The sequence below is a fragment of the Psychrobacter sp. CX10 genome (assembly GCF_057621575.2).
This window is the reverse complement of the sequence record NZ_CM177736.1, coordinates 1,698,741-1,718,508: the sequence shown is the minus strand read 5'-3', so window position 1 is coordinate 1,718,508 and position 19,768 is coordinate 1,698,741. Positions and strand designations below refer to the sequence as shown.

15 protein-coding genes are annotated in these 19,768 nt (G+C 41.2%); all 15 read left to right on the top strand.

The annotated features are described in order from the left end of the window. The first annotated feature begins 172 nt into the window (after positions 1-172). The 15 genes from AC21OH_RS06990 to nuoN all read left to right on the top strand — a co-directional run bounded on the left by AC21OH_RS06990 (position 173) and on the right by nuoN (position 19,764). Positions 173-1,498, top strand: coding sequence for an Mrp/NBP35 family ATP-binding protein (locus tag AC21OH_RS06990; RefSeq protein ID WP_491139433.1), 1,326 nt, complete (start codon positions 173-175; stop codon positions 1,496-1,498). Between the two features lie 429 nt (positions 1,499-1,927). Further along, complete coding sequence (dcd, locus tag AC21OH_RS06985; protein ID WP_486534867.1) at positions 1,928-2,503, top strand: dCTP deaminase; 576 nt, start codon at positions 1,928-1,930, stop codon at positions 2,501-2,503. Between the two features lie 603 nt (positions 2,504-3,106). Next, on the top strand, positions 3,107-3,745 hold the full coding sequence (locus AC21OH_RS06980) for an NADH-quinone oxidoreductase subunit A (protein ID WP_487370224.1): 639 nt from the start codon (positions 3,107-3,109) through the stop codon (positions 3,743-3,745). Positions 3,746-3,755: 10 nt separating this feature from the next. After that, positions 3,756-4,424 carry a NuoB/complex I 20 kDa subunit family protein gene (locus tag AC21OH_RS06975; RefSeq protein ID WP_486534869.1) on the top strand — a complete coding sequence of 223 codons (669 nt, stop codon included), beginning with the start codon at positions 3,756-3,758 and terminating at the stop codon, positions 4,422-4,424. Between the two features lie 183 nt (positions 4,425-4,607). Next, positions 4,608-6,428, top strand: coding sequence for an NADH-quinone oxidoreductase subunit C/D (gene nuoC / locus AC21OH_RS06970; protein WP_487370225.1), 1,821 nt, complete (start codon positions 4,608-4,610; stop codon positions 6,426-6,428). A 222-nt stretch (positions 6,429-6,650) separates the two neighbouring features. Then, entirely contained in the window at positions 6,651-7,160 is a 510-nt protein-coding gene (gene nuoE, locus AC21OH_RS06965; protein WP_486534871.1) for an NADH-quinone oxidoreductase subunit NuoE, read from the top strand. Then, a complete protein-coding gene (nuoF, locus tag AC21OH_RS06960; RefSeq protein WP_487370226.1) occupies positions 7,157-8,764 on the top strand; it encodes an NADH-quinone oxidoreductase subunit NuoF in 1,608 nt (535 codons plus the stop codon). Before nuoE ends, nuoF begins: the two co-directional genes overlap by 4 nt. 16 nt (positions 8,765-8,780) lie before the next feature. After that, positions 8,781-11,858: an NADH-quinone oxidoreductase subunit NuoG gene (gene nuoG / locus AC21OH_RS06955; protein ID WP_487370227.1), complete on the top strand. Its 3,078-nt coding sequence runs from the start codon at positions 8,781-8,783 to the stop codon at positions 11,856-11,858. Positions 11,859-11,904: 46 nt separating this feature from the next. Beyond that, positions 11,905-12,900, top strand: a complete 996-nt coding sequence (gene nuoH / locus AC21OH_RS06950; RefSeq protein ID WP_487370232.1) for an NADH-quinone oxidoreductase subunit NuoH — start codon at positions 11,905-11,907, stop codon at positions 12,898-12,900. A 76-nt stretch (positions 12,901-12,976) separates the two neighbouring features. Next, a complete protein-coding gene (gene nuoI / locus AC21OH_RS06945) occupies positions 12,977-13,525 on the top strand; it encodes an NADH-quinone oxidoreductase subunit NuoI (RefSeq protein ID WP_486534874.1) in 549 nt (182 codons plus the stop codon). Next, positions 13,522-14,217, top strand: coding sequence for an NADH-quinone oxidoreductase subunit J (nuoJ, locus tag AC21OH_RS06940; RefSeq protein WP_486534875.1), 696 nt, complete (start codon positions 13,522-13,524; stop codon positions 14,215-14,217). The genes nuoI and nuoJ overlap by 4 nt, the downstream gene beginning before the upstream one ends. A gap of 209 nt (positions 14,218-14,426) precedes the next feature. Then, positions 14,427-14,738: an NADH-quinone oxidoreductase subunit NuoK gene (nuoK, locus tag AC21OH_RS06935; RefSeq protein ID WP_487370233.1), complete on the top strand. Its 312-nt coding sequence runs from the start codon at positions 14,427-14,429 to the stop codon at positions 14,736-14,738. Positions 14,739-14,742: 4 nt separating this feature from the next. After that, positions 14,743-16,617, top strand: a complete 1,875-nt coding sequence (nuoL, locus tag AC21OH_RS06930) for an NADH-quinone oxidoreductase subunit L (RefSeq protein WP_487370228.1) — start codon at positions 14,743-14,745, stop codon at positions 16,615-16,617. Between the two features lies 1 nt (position 16,618). After that, on the top strand, positions 16,619-18,292 hold the full coding sequence (gene nuoM, locus AC21OH_RS06925; protein ID WP_487370229.1) for an NADH-quinone oxidoreductase subunit M: 1,674 nt from the start codon (positions 16,619-16,621) through the stop codon (positions 18,290-18,292). After that, entirely contained in the window at positions 18,292-19,764 is a 1,473-nt protein-coding gene (nuoN, locus tag AC21OH_RS06920) for an NADH-quinone oxidoreductase subunit NuoN (protein ID WP_486534878.1), read from the top strand. The genes nuoM and nuoN overlap by 1 nt, the downstream gene beginning before the upstream one ends. Positions 19,765-19,768: the final 4 nt, after the last annotated feature.

Genomic DNA, 19,768 nt, shown 5'->3' with positions numbered 1-19,768 from the left:
AAAATAGTCTAACTTAGAATGACTAAGCGTCAAAAATTTTACTGCATATTGACTAAAAAATAGTTTCCGCCAGTTCCATGAATGAATTCTATACGACCTCTTATAAACTCAAAATTGTAATGTTTAGATAGAGCAAGAAGGCTAAAAGGTGTGAGTTAAAATGTTTAATTTTATGAAAAAAGCAACAACCAATAATGAATCGCAATCAGAATTAGAACAGGTTGTAAATAGTGTGCTGGCACGTAATAGTGATGCCAATCAACAAAATACAATGTCCTCTATGCAAGTTCATGATGATTCTGTAACTATTGATGTGCGTTTAAGTGGTGATGTTGACCCTGAAGCCTTTCACAGGCAGCTTGGATTAGCATTGCAGCCGCATGGCATTAAAGAAATTAATCTGAACGTAAGCTTGCCACCTAAATCATCTGCGATGCCTGCAAAAGCGCATAACCAGAGTTCTAAGAGCAATACCAGTAAAAGCGCAAATGACGATAACCATAAAATTAAAAATAACAATAACAATAACAATAACAATAACAATAACTATAATAATAACGGTTATAAAGGGGCTAGCAACAAGCTACCTAAAACTACGAATGTAGCGTCTCCTACTTCTGCCTCAAGCGCTAACTCTGCACCTGCCGATGAAACTGTAATCAGTAAGCGTGCTCCAACACAATCTAGCCTGCAACCGCATCCGCGTATCAAACATATTATTGTGGTCGCCTCAGGGAAAGGGGGCGTGGGCAAATCAACCACCACCGCAAATATAGCCCTTGCTCTTCAAAAGCTGGGTAACACGGTTGGCGTTTTGGACGCCGATATATACGGTCCTTCAATGCCAAGTATGCTAGGGGTAGAAGGGGTCAAGCCACTGTTAGAGAACGAACAATTTGTGCCTGTTGAAGCACACGGGCTAGCTATGTTGTCTATTGGTAGCCTTTTAGACAACGATACGATGCCTGTCGCTTGGCGTGGCCCAAAGGCAACAGGCGCTTTGATGCAGCTTTTTAATCAAACAAACTGGCCAATGCTTGATTATTTAGTTATAGACATGCCACCCGGCACGGGAGATATTCAATTAACGCTTGCTCAGCGGATTCCAGTTACTGGTGCTATCATCGTGACCACGCCTCAACATATAGCACTTATGGACGCCCAAAAAGGTATTGAGATGTTTAATAAGACCAACATACCAGTAATCGGCGTGGTTGAAAATATGGCTTTGCATACTTGTTCTAATTGTGGGACAACAGAAGCCATATTCGGCGAGGGAGGTGGAGTCGCTATGGCTGAGAGCTATCACGTACCCTTATTGGGTCAATTGCCCATTGCAAGTAGTATTAGACAGCAGGTGGATCAAGGAGTCCCAAGTGTCATCGCAAATAATGGCAAGGGAGATGATTATGCTAAGTTTTATATCAGTATTGGTGAAAATATTGAATCAAACATCGCTAAGTTTGTCAAAGAGCGCGATGACGGTCGAATTTTCTAGGGTTGATTGTGCTTATTTTAATCTAGCTTAGTGTGATAGAGCTTATAGTCAAAGAAGTCTAAAATGGTTACAAAGCAACCGAGTGCAAGTACTACTCATGTAGGCTTAGCGAAGCTGACGCCGTAACCGTTTAGTAGTTCGCTGACTATAGAATGGTAAGTTCAGAAGTTATGCGGATCTTAAATTAATAAGATGAAAAACATCTATAAATTGAATCCGTAATTACTTATAATCACAGCATTATTTTGATCTAAATAACATTAAATCCACAAATTAAATCCATTAGTAGTTGGTCACAAGATAATATTTTAATTTGTATTTATATTAAGCTCGATGCTTCTAGGTTTATTATTTGATTTAGTCATTAAAATAGTACGTATGCTAATATTCTTAAATTTAAAAACACAAGTGTTAAAAAGAGGGTAAAAAATGTCGATTAAATCTGACCGCTGGATACGTAAAATGGCAGAAGAGCATGGCATGATTGAGCCATTTGAAGCGGGACAAGTCCGTTTTAATGACGCAGGTCAGAAACTGATTAGTTATGGTACGTCAAGCTATGGATATGATGTACGCTGTGCGCCAGAATTTAAGGTTTTTACCAATGTGCATTCTGCAATTGTTGATCCCAAAAATTTCGATCAAAATAGCTTTATCGATATCGTAGGCGATGAATGTATCATTCCGCCAAATTCGTTCGCGCTTGCCAGAACTGTTGAGTATTTTAGAATTCCTCGTGATGTATTAACCATATGTTTAGGAAAGTCTACTTATGCACGATGCGGCATCATTGTAAATGTGACGCCTTTAGAACCAGAGTGGGAAGGTCATGTCACGCTAGAATTTAGTAATACCACGACGTTACCTGCTCGTATCTATGCTGGAGAAGGCGTTGCTCAAATGCTATTTTTCCAAAGTGATGCGGATGATGTTTGCGAAACCAGTTATAAAGACCGCGGTGGTAAATATCAAGGCCAACAAGGCGTGACCTTACCACGTACCTAAGCTACGTAGCTAAGTTAAGTACGTTACGTACCTAAGCTACGTACTTAAACCACGTACTTAAACCACGTACTCAAACTTCGTATTTAAACCACGTACCTAGGCCATATACCTAACTGATATAATTATGTCGTATTATTAATTTAAATTGCATGGCGATGTCTAAACTATATGATGATAGCTATAGGGCATCAAGTCTTAGCCAGTTGGGTTTATTTATGCTACATAAGTCCATAGATTGCACGGGTCTGTTTATAAAATCCCTTATAGAATTGTGCTATAGTAGTTCTTAGGTTTTATGATCGTATTTAAACTTACAAATTGTGTCTATAAGCCTTATTATTAGTTAATAAGCTCGAACGCACGTTTGGGTTAGCTGCTAGTGATATATAACAGTGCACGACTCTCGTCAATTATTAAATACGCATTTATAGCTTAATATTTATCGATAAGTTATTGTTATTAAGGTAGCTTTTAGTGTCTAAAATAAGTATAGTACCACCTCAAATTTTGCCAGCTTAAGTATCTTGATAATTTTACTGCTCAAATTTAGTTCGTTATCGAATATACAGATCAGTGGATACTTGCCAGTGAGGAGATTTACAGATGACTTCCGCCTTTAATTGGTCAGCGCTAGCTTTTATTCTAGCCGCCATTGGCTTGGTTATATTCATGTTAGTCGTACCACGTTTACTTGGTGGTCGCTCACAAGGTACAGAAAAAGAAGAAGTATTTGAATCGGGTGTTGTCGGCGCAGGCAACGCCCGAATTCGTTTTTCTGCAAAATTCTATTTGGTCGCCATATTCTTTGTTATCTTCGATTTAGAAGCCTTATACCTCTACGCGTATGCCGTATCTGTTCGAGAAGTGGGATGGATAGGCTTTACGACAGCTGCTGTTTTTATTGCGATTTTATTTGTCGGTTTAATTTATGAATTAAGCGTGGGGGCCATGAATTGGTCACCAGCGGATAAGCATGGCAAAAAAGAGCGCTTTAGCGCTGCACCGCAAGGGTTTAATCTGGCGAGTATTACCAAATTTAATGGTATTGAGGAGCTGCATACTGATCCTACAGGCAAAGTACCCGCCCAATCATCTGGCCGCGTAAATGTATCGAATGACATTTTAGAAAACAAGCGCCATTTAGATAACATCGATCGAATCAATGTGACAGGTAATATTACCTCTGTAGACTTTAGCGCAGAGTCTAGCGATAACTCACCTTCTTCAAAAACTTCATCTTAAGGGTTATAACATGAAATATACGCTAACCCGAGCCAATCCTGATGCGGATAAATTTCCTGCTCAAACTCGTCAAACTGTCAATGATCCTATTGAAGATGAGGTAAATCGTAATGTATTTATGGGCAAGCTTGAGGATATGGTTCATGCCTCAGCCAACTGGGGACGTAAACATTCTCTATGGCCTTTTAACTTTGGTACGTCTTGCTGCTATGTTGAATACGCTACCACCCTAACAGCAGTACATGACTTATCACGGTTTGGTGCCGAAGTTATTCGAGCTTCACCGCGTCAGGCAGATGTGATGATTGTTGCTGGTACTTGCTTTATTAAGATGGCGCCCGTTATACAGCGATTGTATGAGCAGATGCTTGAACCTAAATGGGTGATATCAATGGGATCCTGCGCTAACTCAGGCGGCATGTATGACATCTATTCTGTGGTTCAAGGTGTGGATAAGATTATACCTGTAGACGTGTATGTACCAGGCTGCCCCCCAAGACCAGAAGCATTGATTCAAGGATTGATGTTACTTCAAGACTCTATCACTAAAGAGCGCAGACCGCTTGGCGCTTATGTGAATGATCAGGGAGTTTACAAACCGCAGATGTTACCTGAACGTGATCGTAAACAGGCAGATCGTATTGCGGTCAAGAATTTGCGTAGCCCTGACAGTATTTAAAACCGGTTAATAAATTAAAATTGGCTTATATATCAACAATTTTCATAGCTAGCTAGGTATAATAGTACAGCGATACTATGAATAAATAGATCATACATAAAGACTATCTACACATAAAAATTATCAACTATTTATTTATAATTAAAGTAACGACTAAAGTAATGACTAAGGTAAGCGGTAATCATGGTAACCGATAATAGTAAAGCTACTGATATGAATAGTACGGGAAGTAATAGGGCGGGACATAAGTCAACTCACGGCTTGTCTTCTCAGCATCCCGTACTTCGTGAACTTAGTCACAAGTTTGCAAACAAATTTACCGAACAAACTACTTTCGATGGTATACCAACCATATGGGTGTCACGTATTGATCTGACTGAAATTTTAATGTTCCTGCGTACGTTACCAAAGCCCTATGTCATGCTGTTAGATTTATCTGCAATGGATGAGCGTTTGCGCAAGCATCGTGATGGGTTACCTGATAGTGATTTTACTGTTTTTTACCATTTAATGTCCCTAGAGCGTAATAGCGATATTCGTATCAAAGTTGCCTTGTTTGAAGATGATCTAAATATACCGACAGCAACAAAAATTTGGCCAAATGCTAACTGGTATGAACGTGAAGTCTGGGATATGTTCGGTATTGTCTTTGAGGGACATCCGCACCTAACACGTATTTTGCTACCTAAGTATTGGGAAGGTCATCCCCTTCGAAAAGAATATCATGCTCGTGCTACTGAATTTACACCTTATTTTCTAAATGCAGCCAAACAACAATTTGAGCAAGAAAATTTAAGGTTCGTACCTGAAGAGTGGGGTATGAAACGCAGTGGCCGCGATGAAGACTTTATGTTTTTGAATCTTGGTCCTAACCATCCTTCTGCGCATGGAGCGTTTAGAGTCGTATTGCAACTGGATGGCGAAGAGGTTATAGACTGCATACCTGATATTGGTTATCACCACCGCGGTGCTGAAAAAATGGCTGAACGCCAAACTTGGCATTCTTATATACCTTATACCGACCGTATCGATTATTTGGGCGGTGTCATGAATGAGCTGCCATACGTTATGGCTGTAGAGCAACTAGCGGGTATAACGGTTCCTGATCGAGCTCAAACCATTCGTGTGATGATGAGCGAGTTTTTTAGAATCACCAATAACTTATTGTTCTTTGGTACTTTTATTCAAGATGCAGGGGGTATGACGCCTGTTTTCTATATGTTTACCGATCGCCAGAAGGCTTATGATGTTATCGAAGCGGTAACAGGCTATCGAATGCACCCTGCTTGGTTCCGTATCGGAGGTACAGCAGCTGATTTACCACGAGGTTGGCAACGTTTGGTACGAGAATTTTTAGATTGGATGCCTAAACGACTAGACGAATATGTCAAAGCGGCTATGCAAAACTCGGTATTAAAAGCACGTACACAAAATGTTGCGCAATATGATGCCAAACATGCACTAGCTTGGGGTGTAACAGGTGCAGGTTTACGTGCAACGGGTGTTGAATTTGATTTACGTAAAGCACGTCCTTATATGGGTTACGAAAACTACGATTTTGAAATACCAGTAGGGTATAACGGTGATGCTTATGATCGCTGTATGGTTAAAATTGAAGAGATTCGTCAATCGATGCGTATTATCCGCCAATGTATGGAGAATATGCCATCAGGTCCTTACAAATCTGACCATCCACTGTCTGTACCCCCGCCAAAAGATCGTACGTTAAATGATATTGAAACTTTAATTAATCATTTTATATCAGTTTCATGGGGTCCTGTCATGCCCGCTGGTGAAGCTTCTATGATGGTTGAAGCTACCAAAGGTATTAACAGCTATTACATAACCTCTGACAAATCGACCATGAGTTATCGAACGCGTATTCGTACACCCACTTTTGCGCACTTACAACAAATGCCTTCTGTCATTAATGGCAGCTTAGTTTCAGACATGATTATTTATCTTGCATCGATTGATATTGTTATGGCAGATACGGATAGGTAGTCGACATATAGAGTAGTTGACATATAAAGATGTGATTGGATTATTTTTGTTCACATCGTAGTTAATAAAAATATGAATATTTAAGCGGTGATGACTAGTCAATGATAACTAGTCAATGTTAACTAGGCAGTGTCCTAAGATATATTTACCGTTTACTTGTAATTTAACATGATAGCCAGCACAAATTTGCTCGCTAAATTAATTAAGTTAAGGATTGGCACTGTGAGAATTGTGACCGATAAAGCCCCTAGCGTTGATGTTGAACGCATCTTAACTACTCAAGAAATCAGTAGTATCACTGATTTTATGCACCATTACCCTCAATCAAGAGCCGCCTCACTAGATGCGCTTAAACTGGTTCAAAAACGTAATGGTTGGGTAGATGATGCACAAGTTAATGCAATCGCCAATATGCTAGACGTTCCTGTGACTGATATTGAAGGGGTTGCAACGTTTTACAATCGTATTTATCGTTCACCTGTTGGGCGTCATGTGATTTTGATTTGTGATTCTGTAGCCTGTTACTTGACAGGCTATGAGGCACTCGCTACAGAGCTTAAAAGACAGCTGGATATTGAGTTTGGTCAAACCACATCAGATGGCCGATTTACACTTCTACCGATTTGCTGTTTGGGTAACTGTGACAAAAGCCCCGCGGTATTGATTGATGAAGATACTTATGGTCCAGTCACGCCAGATCAAGTTGCTGAGCTGTTGGAGTATTATCCATGAGTACTAATACCGTAACTTCACCTACAAATAGTTTGCCCAATCATTTGACGATAGCTGAACAGTTCAGCCGCCGAAAACAAGGTGTTGCCCCAAGTCAGCTTAATGAACAAACTATTCCTATTTATGGTGATAAACAAACTGCAACTATTAAAACCAAACCTTTAACGTGGCGTTTGGCACATCACGATGCCGTATTAGATTTACAAACCTATGAGTCTCTTCAGGGATTCACAGGGCTTAAAAATGCTTTAAATAAGAACCCAAAAGATGTTGGCAATATGATTAAAGAAGCCAATGTTCGGGGTCGCGGTGGTGCTGGCTTTAATGCTGGACTCAAATGGTCCTTTATGACGCCACCGGATGGAGGCCCTCGCTACCTAATCTGTAATGCAGATGAGATGGAGCCAGGTACATTTAAAGATCGACTGTTAATGGAGCGTTTACCCTTCCAGCTCATTGAAGGCATGCTTATCACAGCACACGCAATTGGTGCCAGTGATGGTTATATCTTTATACGCGGCGAATATATAATGGCCGCGCAGCGCTTAAAAAATGCCATCAATGAATGTATCGCCAACAATCTATTAGGCGAGAACATATTAGGCTCAGACTTTAGTTTTAACTTACATGTTCATACTGGGGCTGGCCGTTATATTTGCGGTGAAGAAACTGCCCTTATTAATTCTCTGGAAGGTCGACGAGCCAATCCACGTACCAAGCCACCATTTCCGCAAATATCTGGTGCATGGGGTAGACCTACCGTCGTCAATAATGTTGAAACATTAAGTAATATGCCGGCCATAATGGTCAATGGGATAGAGTGGTATAAAAATTTACCGAATGACAAAGGCAATAGTACGACGCCCGGTACCAAAATTTTCGGTTGTTCAGGTCTGGTTAATAGTCCTGGTCTATGGGAATTACCGTTTGGCTATACCGCGCGTGAGATCATAGAAGATTTCGCAGGGGGAATGCAGCAAGGTAAAGTTCTTAAAGCGTGGTTACCAGGCGGCGCATCTACTGACTTTTTAACGACCGATCATCTTGATGTGGTTATGGATTTCGATAGTATTCAAAAAGCGGGTAGCCGTATGGGTACGGGGCTCATCATGGTGGTTGATGAATCACAAGACATGGTGCCATTACTTAAGAATCTTGAAATATTCTTCCAGCGTGAGTCATGCGGATTTTGTACACCATGTCGAGATGGCCTGCCGTGGGGCGTTAAATTGCTAACCGCAATAGATGATGGTGACGGTCAAATCGGTGATGTCGAAAAACTTGAAGGATTAACGCGTGATTTGTGGATAGGTAAAACCTTTTGCGCGCATGCACCAGGTGCGATGGAACCACTCATGAGTGCGATTAAATATTTTAGAGATGAATTTGATAGTAAAATAGTGGTAGAACCTCCGCCAGAAGTCGATGATGAAACCTCACAATGGGCAGAATCTGAGATTAAAAAAGTGATGTCGTCTATGATTAAAACTCAACCTGCTGCTGTAACTACCAGTAGCGGCGCTGATAACGATGATAGCGAAGTCGGTTCAAAATCAAGTTTAGAAGACAAATCAGTGTCTTCCAACTCGAATATCGTGAAGTAGAGGAGTAGAAACAGGCATGGCGGTCATACATATTGACGGTAAGCAGGTCGAGGTAAACGGTGCAGACAACTTATTAGAAGCGTGTCTGTCGCTGGGTATCGATGTGCCTTATTTCTGCTATCACCCCGCGCTTGGCTCAGTTGGGTCATGTCGACAGTGTGCAGTCAAACAATTTAATAATAAAGAAGATGCGGCAGCTGGCAAAGGCCGATTGGTCATGTCGTGTATGGTCGCGCCTACTGATAACATGTATATCTCAGTAGATGATAAGGAAGCGGTTGAGTTTCGTAAGTCTATCGTTGAGTTTTTGATGACTAATCATCCCCACGATTGCCCAACTTGCGAAGAAGGCGGACATTGTCATCTACAAGACATGACGTATATGTCGGGTCATAATAAACGCCGGTATCGATTTACCAAACGTACGCATCACAATCAATATTTGGGCCCATTCATAGCGCATGAGATGAACCGCTGTATCGCCTGTTATCGCTGTGTGCGATTTTATAAAGATTATGCAGGTGGTACTGACTTGGGCGTATATGCTTCAAGCAATCGAGTCTATTTTGGTCGAGATCAAAATGGTCAGTTTGAAAGCGAGTTTTCTGGCAACCTAACCGAAGTATGTCCTACAGGTGTATTCACGGATCAAACTCATTCAGATCGTTATAATAGAAAATGGGACATGCAGTACGGCCCCAGTATCTGTCAAGGGTGTTCTGCAGGGTGTAATATTTCAGCCGGTGAACGCTATGGTGAGCTGCGCCGTATCGAAAATAGATACAATGGTGAAGTGAATCGATATTTTTTATGTGATCTTGGCCGATTTAGTTACGGTTATGTTAATCGTGAAGACCGTCCTATTCAGGCCATAGAGCGTATCAATGATAAGCATGTTAAAATTAATGTTAATTATGCGCTTGATGAAACCGTCAAACGATTAAAAGATAAGAAAATTATCGGAATTGGTTCGCCACGTGCAAGTCTTGAAACTAATTTTGCATTGAAAAAACTGGTAGGATTTAATAATTTCTCTACGGGCTTTAATAGCCATCAGCAAGCACTTGTCGAAAAATCTATCGAAATTTTATCCACCCAAGGTATACATAATCCAAGTATTACTGAGATAGAATCTCATGATGCAGTTTTCATCCTAGGTGAAGATATTACCCAAACAAGCGCCCGTGTTGCACTAGCAGTACGACAAGCTGCAAAAAACAAAAAAGTTAAAATGGCAGAAGCGCTTAAAACTCAAGAATGGCTAGCTGAACCAGTCCAGCGGATTGGCCAAAAACAGTTAAGCCCCGTCTATATCGCTGATACTGTACAGACCAAACTTGATGATATAAGCAAAATAAGTTGTGTGGCGACACCTGAAGATATCGCAGATCTTGGATTTGCTGTAGCAGATGCGATAAATTCACTATCGAACGATATTAATGCCATCAAATCAGAAGATATAGAGTCTCAAGATGTAGAGTCTAAAGATATAAAGTCACAAGAAATAGAACCTCAAGACATACAATCAGATACCGACAACCCAATGATTGAGTTGGCCAATCAAATAGCACTTGATTTAGTGACCGCGAATAAACCTTTGGTTATTTCGGGTACGGGTCAATACAAAATTTCAATTCTAGAAGCATCGGCTCAAATCGCTCAAAGCTTAACTAAAAAGCGTGAAGCTATTAAAACTTATGAGCTAGAGCAAATTGAAGTGCATAATGCCAAAGTTCGAGCTCAAGCGGTATCACAGCAGCCGGAAGAAGATAAAGAGTTGGATGCTCAAACCGCGAAAGAGACTCGTAAAGATAATACAGAGCGTAGCGCAGAAGACAAACATGATTTAGATCTTAAAGAGCCAAATCACTATTATTATAAACAAGCAGGACTATATCTGTGCGTTAGCGATGTCAATAGTATGGGCGTTTGTATGCTGGGCGGTAAGCCTGTAGAAGAGCTATTGGCCGAAGACTTTGATGCACTCGTGGTGGCTGAGAATCAGCTCACAGATGCTATCAATATTGATAGGTTAGCCAAACTTTTACATGATAAAACCGTTATTGCTTTAGATCATCAAAGTTTGTATTGGCATAAATTTGTTGATATTGCTTTACCTGCAGCAAGCTTTGCCGAAGCAGATGGAACCATGGTGTCATCAGAGGGCCGTGCTCAGCGGTTCTTCCAAGTGTATGAGCCAAGCTATTACGATGCAAAATGCAGTATTAAAGAAGGATGGCGATGGCTGCATGCTGTAGAGACAACTTTGAATGAATTACCTTTAGATTGGACTCAGCTTGATGACGTCATCAATGAACTTATCAACACACATCCAAATCTTCAAGCCATCAGAGCCGCTGCACCAAGTGCTGATCACCGCATCTCAGGGCTTAAAATTGCTCGAGAGCCGAGACGTTATTCAGGACGAACCGCGATGCGTGCGCATATCTCAGTGCATGAACCGATGCAGCCTAAAGATCCCGATACGCCTTTGACTTACTCTATGGAAGGATATAGTGGTGAGTTGACGCCAAGTCCATTAATTCCATTTGCGCAAGCTCCGGGATGGAACTCTCCTCAAGCTTGGAATAAATATCAAAAAGAAGTGGGTGGTAGCCTCAAGCAAGGGGATCCAGGTATACGCTTATTCGATTTGATAGATGACAGTGAAAAGCTTTCAATGCGTGAATATATACGTCCTCAATCAACACAGCCAATCAAAACCAGTATTTTCCACGGCCAAGCCAAGCTTGTTCCTATTTATAATTTGTATGGTAGTTCTATTATGGCGCAGCGTAGTCCAGTAGTAGCTGCACAAATAGACAATCCAGCCTTTTATATTAATTCAGATGATGCCGAGCATTGGCAGGTACAAACAGATGATTGGCTTGCCGTGACCATAGATTCTCAGCGCATAGAGCTTCCAGTCAAAGTTATTCCATATGTCGCTGAAGGCTGTATCGGGTATCCGGTAGGTCAAGTTCCTATATTACATGGACATTTACCTGCATCTGTCGTAAAAATTGATCCACCCCAAGTAGATAGCATTGTTAAGCCTGCTAACCCATCCGAACTTGATGGACAGGGAGTCTAATATGCAAGTTACTCGTATAATCCCTGATGTGCCTAGTTTTTTAAATATGTCAATTGAGGCATGGACGACGGTATTTATGGTCGCACAGTCTTTAGTGATATTTTTATCAGTCGTTATCGTCGCCGCGCTTATGATTATCTATGAGCGCCGTATGCTGGCACTTTGGCAAGATCGTTATGGCCCAAACCGTGTAGGGCCTTGGGGCTCTTTGCAATTGGTAGCAGATATGCTAAAAATCTTCTTTAAAGAAGATTGGACGCCAAAATTTGCTGACAAATTTATGTTTGTTCTAGCGCCAGCTATTGCGATGTTCACCGCTCTGGCCTCATTTGCAATTATCCCGGTATCGCCAACATTAGGCGCCGCAGATTGGAACATTGGTATATTGTTCTTTTTTGCTATGGCGGGTATGGCTGTTTATGCCGTGATGTTCGGGGGATGGGCGTCTGAAAACAAATACTCGTTGCTAGGGGGACTGCGATCTGCGGCACAAACCATCAGTTATGAGGTATTCTTAGGGCTATCATTGATGGGCGTCGTTGCCATTACAGGATCATTTAATTTACGTGAAATTGTTGTGGCTCAGACAGGCGGATTTTGGCATTGGAATATTTTCCCGCAGTTTTTAGGCTTTCTTACGTTCGTTGTGGCAGGCGTTGCTGTCACTCACAGACATCCTTTTGATCAACCCGAAGCTGAACAAGAACTTGCTGAAGGCTATCATGTTGAATACTCAGGTATGAAATTTGGTATGTTTTTCATTGGTGAATACGTCAATGTTGTACTCATATCAGCATTAATGACGTGTCTATTTTTTGGGGGCTGGGATGCGCCATTAAGTTTAGGATTTACTATTTTACCCCCTGCTTTTTGGTTCATTATAAAAACTTTATTCTTTATGACGATGTTTGTCTTAGCACGTGGCTCGCTAATGCGTCCACGATATGATCAAGTCATGAATTTTGGATGGAAGGTTTGTTTACCTGTCACCTTAATAAACCTCTTAATTACTGCGGCACTTATTCTAATTTCAGCCACTTAATAGAGTTTTAAATTTTTAGCAGCCCTATAGCACTCACTCTTAGCGTACTAAGAGAAGTTAACAAAGAGAAGTTAACATGTTTAAAGTGATAAAAAATACAGTTGTGGGTATGTTTACCATCATTCGATCAATGTGGATGGTAAATAGTCATGCCTTTAGACCCAGAGACACCATTTTATATCCTGAAGAGCCTGTCCCTGTACCGCCACGCTTTAGAGGTCGCATTGTTTTAACACGCGATCCTGATGGTGACGAGCGGTGCGTTGCATGTAACTTGTGTGCTGTTGCCTGTCCAGTGGCTTGTATTTCATTACAAAAGGCGGAACGTGAAGATGGGCGCTGGTATCCAGAGTTTTTTCGTATTAACTTTTCACGTTGTATCTTCTGCGGCATGTGTGAAGAAGCTTGTCCCACCACAGCGATTCAGCTGACACCAGATTTTGAGCTGGGAGAGTATGTCCGTCAAGATTTAGTCTATGAAAAAGAACATCTTTTGATTTCAGGACCCGGCAAATATCCTGATTATAACTATTATCGTGTAAGTGGTATGGCGATAAAAGACAAGCCTAAAGGTGCTGCACAAAATGAAGCAGAGCCTATTGATCTAAGGAGTCTATTGCCATGAGTTGGCTTCACTGGTTCGATAATACCGCATTGGTAGGGTTTTATGCGTTAGGATTGGTAGCAATAATAGCAAGTTTACGTGTCATTATGCTCGCAAGTCCTGTTCACGCCATTCTATCGATGATTGTGACATTGCTATCCTTAGCGGGTATATTCTTTATTCTTGGTGCGCCGTTCGCAGGCGCCTTACAAGTTATAGTATATGCTGGTGCAATTCTTGTGCTATTTGTATTTGTCATTATGATGCTAAATTTAGGTATCAAAAATGATGCTAGAGAAGCCAGATGGCTGTCATCAGATGTGTGGGCTGTGCCTACTGGTCTCACCGTAATTATTGCAATTGTTTTATTTGCTATGTTAACCATTGAGGGACATGGCACAATCAGCAGTCAACCCATACAAGGTGCGATGATAGGCAATGGTACGGTGTCAGCAAAGCTAGTAGGTATCAGTTTATTTAGTGAATATTTACTATTAGTTGAAGTAGCGGCGCTGTTGTTGTTAGCCGCTTTGGTTGCCGCTTACCATTTGGGTAAACGAGCATTAAGCGATGAGAATGATCCTCAAGGTGCTGATAAGAAAGAATATATAAATAAATACTACGAATATAAGCCTATCGACGCAAAGCAATTTAAAACGGCTCAATCACAGCAATCAGCCAATATGAAGTTGCAGAAAAAGGAGGATAGCTAATGTCAAATGCAACCTCTACTACGGTAATAGCTACTACTAATCAGGCTGCTATTAATCAAAATGATAACCAATCAGCTATTCATTCCTCATCTGCACATGACGCACATTTAGATGAAACTTCTGGGGTTTCTGAAAGTTCGGGAAATCAAGCCGCAGTTCAGGTCGAGGCCATACAAGGCGAGCAACAAGTAGTAGGGGTAGACAACGCTATGCTTGGTGTTATTCCAATGGAGCATGGACTGGTATTGGCTGCAATCATATTCGCTATTGGCTTGTGCGGTGTTATGGTACGCCGCAATTTTTTATTCATGCTAATGAGCTTAGAGATTATGATGAGTGCTGCTGGTTTGGCTTTTATTGTTGCGGGTAGTCGATGGATAGGCGCAGATGGTCAAGTTATGTTCATATTTATTTTGACATTGGCTGCGGCTGAAGCCTCACTTGGGCTTGCAATATTATTACAGTTTTATCATCGCCGAAGTCATTTAGATATTGACACGGCTAATGAGATGAGGGGTTAATGATATGAGTTTCTTAGCGTTAACCTTTATATTTCCCGCCTTTAGTTTTTTAATACTCTCCGTTATGCGTGATAGATTATCGCAGGATGCAGCTAAATGGCTCGGTGTAGGTAGTATGGGTCTGTCCGCATTGTGTGCATTGGTCGCATCAATGAGCTATTTATCTATGAATGATGCAAGTACGGTCATCAATATTCCGCTATGGACGTGGTTGCAAGTTGGCGATTTTGCACCTAGGTTTGGTCTTGATTTTGATGGACTGGCTCTCACTATGTTGGGCGTTATAACTGGAGTTGGTTTTTTAATCCATTTGTTCGCATCATGGTACATGCAGGGTGATCCTGGCTACGTGCGCTTCTTTAGTTATATGAATCTATTCGTAGCTAGCATGATATTGTTAGTCTTAGCAGACAATCTTCTATTGTTATACTTAGGCTGGGAAGGGGTAGGCATTTGCTCATACCTACTCATTGGTTTTTATTATCACGACAGAGCCAATGGACGAGCTGCTATTAAAGCTTTTACTGTCACTCGTATTGGTGATGTGTTTTTGGCCTTTGGTTTGTTTTTATTATTTAGAGAGTTTGCTACCCTCAATATCCAAGAAATAATCACTCAAGCGCCGCTTAAATTTGCAACTAACGATCCAACTTTGGTATTAGCCACCATGATGCTTGTTGGTGGCGCTATGGGTAAGTCTGCACAAATTCCATTACATACTTGGCTTGCAGATGCCATGGCAGGCCCAACCCCGGTTTCTGCATTAATTCACGCAGCTACCATGGTCACAGCTGGTGTCTATCTGATTGCGCGTTTACATCCCTTATTTATATTAACCCCTAATATCTTATTGTATTGGGTAGGGGCAGTAGGCGCTATTACCCTTATCGTAGCGGGGTTATGTGCGTTAGCTCAAACCGATATTAAACGCATATTAGCGTATTCGACCATGAGTCAAATTGGCTATATGTTTTTAGCATTGGGTGTTGGCGCGTGGCAAGGGGCAATCTTTCACCTAATGACGCATGCATTTTTTAAAGCGCTATTATTCTTGTCAGCAGGGGCGGTTATAACTGCCGTTCATCACGAACAAAATATATTCAAGATGGGTGGCCTACGTAAAAAGATACCACTTGTGTTCTGGTGTTTTATTATTGGCGGCGGCGCATTAGCTGCTATACCTTGGGTAACCGTTGGGTTCTATTCTAAAGAAGCCATATTATGGGAAAGTTATGCCAGTGGTCACCATATACTATTTTATCTGGGTGTATTTGGCGCATTCTTAACCTCTTTATATACCTTTAGAATGATATGGTTTACTTTCTTCGGTGAAGAGAAAACGCATGCTCACAAACTTACAGGTATTTCATACCAGCTTCCTCTCATCATTCTTTTAGTATTGTCTACCGCAGTGGGTGCTTTAATATCCCCGCCATTAAACGACGTATTACCTAATAGCATAGGGCACATGCTTGAACTGTCCGGTGACGCCCATGCCAAACATACCGCTGAATTCATAGCAATGGGTGCCATGGCTGCTGGTTTATTAATAGCGTACTTATTATATGCGTTCAATAACGGCAAATGGTTGGCACGCTTTAAGAATTCGAGTTTTGGCGGAGCGATATATTATTGGTGTTACCACGGTTTAGGTTTTGATGCCTTATTTGACCTAATATTTGTAAAACCATTTTTGTTTATTGGCAAATTATTAAAAGCAGATCCCGTAGACAAGACTTGGAACCTATTGCCTGCGCTTGCATCAGCGGGGAATAAAGTCATATCATCTACGCAAACTGGATCGCTAAGGTGGTATGCCACAAGTTTCGGATTAGGGATGGCAGTGTTGTTGATACTTGTCATGAAGACGGTGATTTAATATGACAGAACTTCAATTAGCATGGATGTTACCGGCTTTAATAGCGACACCTTTTATTGCAGGTACTTTGTGCTGGCTTGTTGAAAAAATAAGTAAGCGCCTCCCACGTTGGATAGCCTTAATAGGGATGATTATTACCTTTATTTTATCCATAATGTTATGGCATGAAGGTGGTTTTGCGGGTATGAGTGAACAAGTACTTGCGCCGACCTCTCAATTACCGTGGTTTGCAGAATTTAATGTACCTTGGATTGATGCGTTTGGTATTCGCTTTCATTTAGCTATCGATGGTCTTTCTTTATTGATGGTGTCGTTAACGGCATTTTTAGGAATCATGGCCGTTGGCTGCTCATGGGGTGAAATTCAAAGACGCGTTGGCTTCTTTCATCTAAACTTACTATGGAGTTTGGGCGGAGTAATTGGCGTATTTTTAGCCATAGATTTATTCCTATTCTTCTTTTTTTGGGAGATGATGCTTGTACCTATCTATTTCCTAATAGCCATTTGGGGTCATAACGCCACCAATGGTAAAACCAAAGAATACGCAGCTACTAAGTTCTTTATATATACGCAGGCTTCTGGTCTTATCATGCTCGTCGGTATTTTGCTGTTGGTGATTATAAACTTTACATCGACTGGCATACTTAGCTTTAATTATAACGATTTATTAGGTACTCAGCTTGGCGGATGGGAATATCCTATCATGTTATGCTTCTTTATAGGCTTTGCGGTAAAGCTACCCGTCATGCCTTTTCATGGTTGGTTGCCAGATGCTCATGCTCAAGCGCCTACAGCGGGTTCAGTGGATTTAGCAGGTATTCTAATTAAGACCGCCGCTTACGGATTAATTCGCTTTGTCCTTCCATTTTTTCCAGAAGCCTCGCAAGACTTTGCTCCAATAGCGATGACTCTTGGTGCAATAGGTATATTTTACGGTGCTTGGCTTGCGTTTATGCAAACCGATATAAAACGTCTATTAGCGTATACCAGTATCTCACATATGGGGTTTGTGGTATTAGCAATATATGCCGGCACGTTGATAAGCTTACAAGGTTTGATGATCCAAATGCTTGCGCACGGTTTATCATCTGCGGCATTATTTATTATGGCAGGTCAATTATATGAGCGCTTGCATACGCGTGAATTGCCATTGATGGGCGGTATGTGGGGTCAATTTAGATATTTTGCGCCGCTACTTATGTTCTTCTGTGCAGCATTGTTAGGTATTCCTGGCACAGGTAACTTTATAGGTGAGTTTTTAATTCTTATTGGTTCGTTTGAACAATATCCTGTCATCGTTATATTAGCAACCTTTAGCCTGGTTTGGGCAGGATTATATTCATTAATTATTATATATAGAGCGTTATTTGGAGACAAAACCGTGCCTGAACATATCGCTATTGCTAGTGGACACGGTACGATGGCAAGCCATACGGACGATGAAATCGATCTCAAAAAACCTATTAAGCTTTATGATTTGAATAAACGCGAGCTCTTTTTATTGGTATCTTTAGCAGTCGGATTGGTATGGTTAGGCCTATTTCCACAGGTTTTCTTAGATACCTCAAGCCATGCTATGCAGTGGATCAATAACGCTTACCTGTTTAATGAAGTCATAAGTTTTGACGCCATCGAATCATTGCAGTCTGCTGTGAATGCAGGGGAGGTGCGCTAATGAATTATATTTCAATGAATTGGCCTGCTTTGACACCATTTTTACCGATACTGATTGTGGTGGTAACTATTTTGGTAGTGATGCTAACTATTGCTACCAAGCGTTCACATTTTCTGACAGGTACATTATCGGTTGTCGGTCTTAATATTGGGTTGTTTACCTTAATAGGTCAGATGTTTGGATGGGTATCTCTTCCCGCTGTAGATGTTCAAACGCCCATGTTCACAGTCGATCCTTTCGCTCAGTTTAATATGGTGGTGATCTTTTTATCATCGTTAGCATGCTGTACTTTGGCGTACCCTTATTTTAGAACCTTTAGAGATCATAAAGAAGAGTTATACTTATTAATCTTGTTGTCAACTGTTGGTGCGCTACTGATGGTAAGTGCTGACAATTTAGCTTCTTTCTTTATGAGCTTAGAGCTACTCTCAGTACCTCTTTATGGAATGCTTGCCTATACGTTTATGCGTCATCGCTCACTTGAATCTGGTTTAAAGTATTTGGTTTTATCTGCCACTGCTTCTGCAACTATGCTTATGGGTATGGCGTTTATTTATGCAATGACCGGTACTCTTGATTTCAAAGAAATTGGTGCCGCTTTGGTCGGCGTTATGGACTCTCCCATACTGATTCTGGGCGCAGCTATGATGACCTTTGGAGTCGCGTTTAAGTTATCCGCCGCCCCTTTCCATCTTTGGACACCCGATGTGTATCAAGGTGCGCCTGCGCCAGTAGCGACATATTTAGCTTCTGTAAGTAAGGTTGCTATGATGGGACTTGCGCTGCGCTTTTTTATCGACAGCGCCGTTTTAGCTCTGCCTTCAATTCAGATGCTCGTGATGATTATCGCCACACTATCTATATTATTTGGCAACTTATTGGCACTGCGTCAAACTAATATTAAACGTTTATTGGGCTATTCATCTATTTCGCATATGGGTTATGTTTTGGTTGTGGTTGTGAGTTTAGGTCCTTCAGCTTATCTAACCACCAATATGTATATGGCAATTTATGCGTTAACATCTATTGGTTTATTTGGCGTTATTACCTTAATGTCTAGTACTTATAAAGATGAGGGTGAAGCGTCAGAATTATTACATTACCGCGGGCTATTCTGGCAACGTCCTGTTTTAACGGGTGTCATGACAGTCTTACTGCTTTCTATGGCAGGCATACCTCTTACGGCAGGTTTCATAACCAAGTTTTTCGCCATTTTAGCGGCAGTTCAAGTTCAAGAATGGTTATTAACGGGCATGATTATCTTAGGTAGTGCGATAGGGTTATTCTACTATCTGCGTGTGATGCTGACTCTATTTAAGCGTCCGAAAGATAATATAGAGTTTGATGCGCGCTGGCACTGGGGTATTCAAGCTGGTGGCCTTATGGTGATACTAGCCACTTTGACTGTGATTTACTTTGGTGTTCTACCTAATAACTTAATTATTTGGGCCACACAAGCCGTTATTTGGTAGTTTG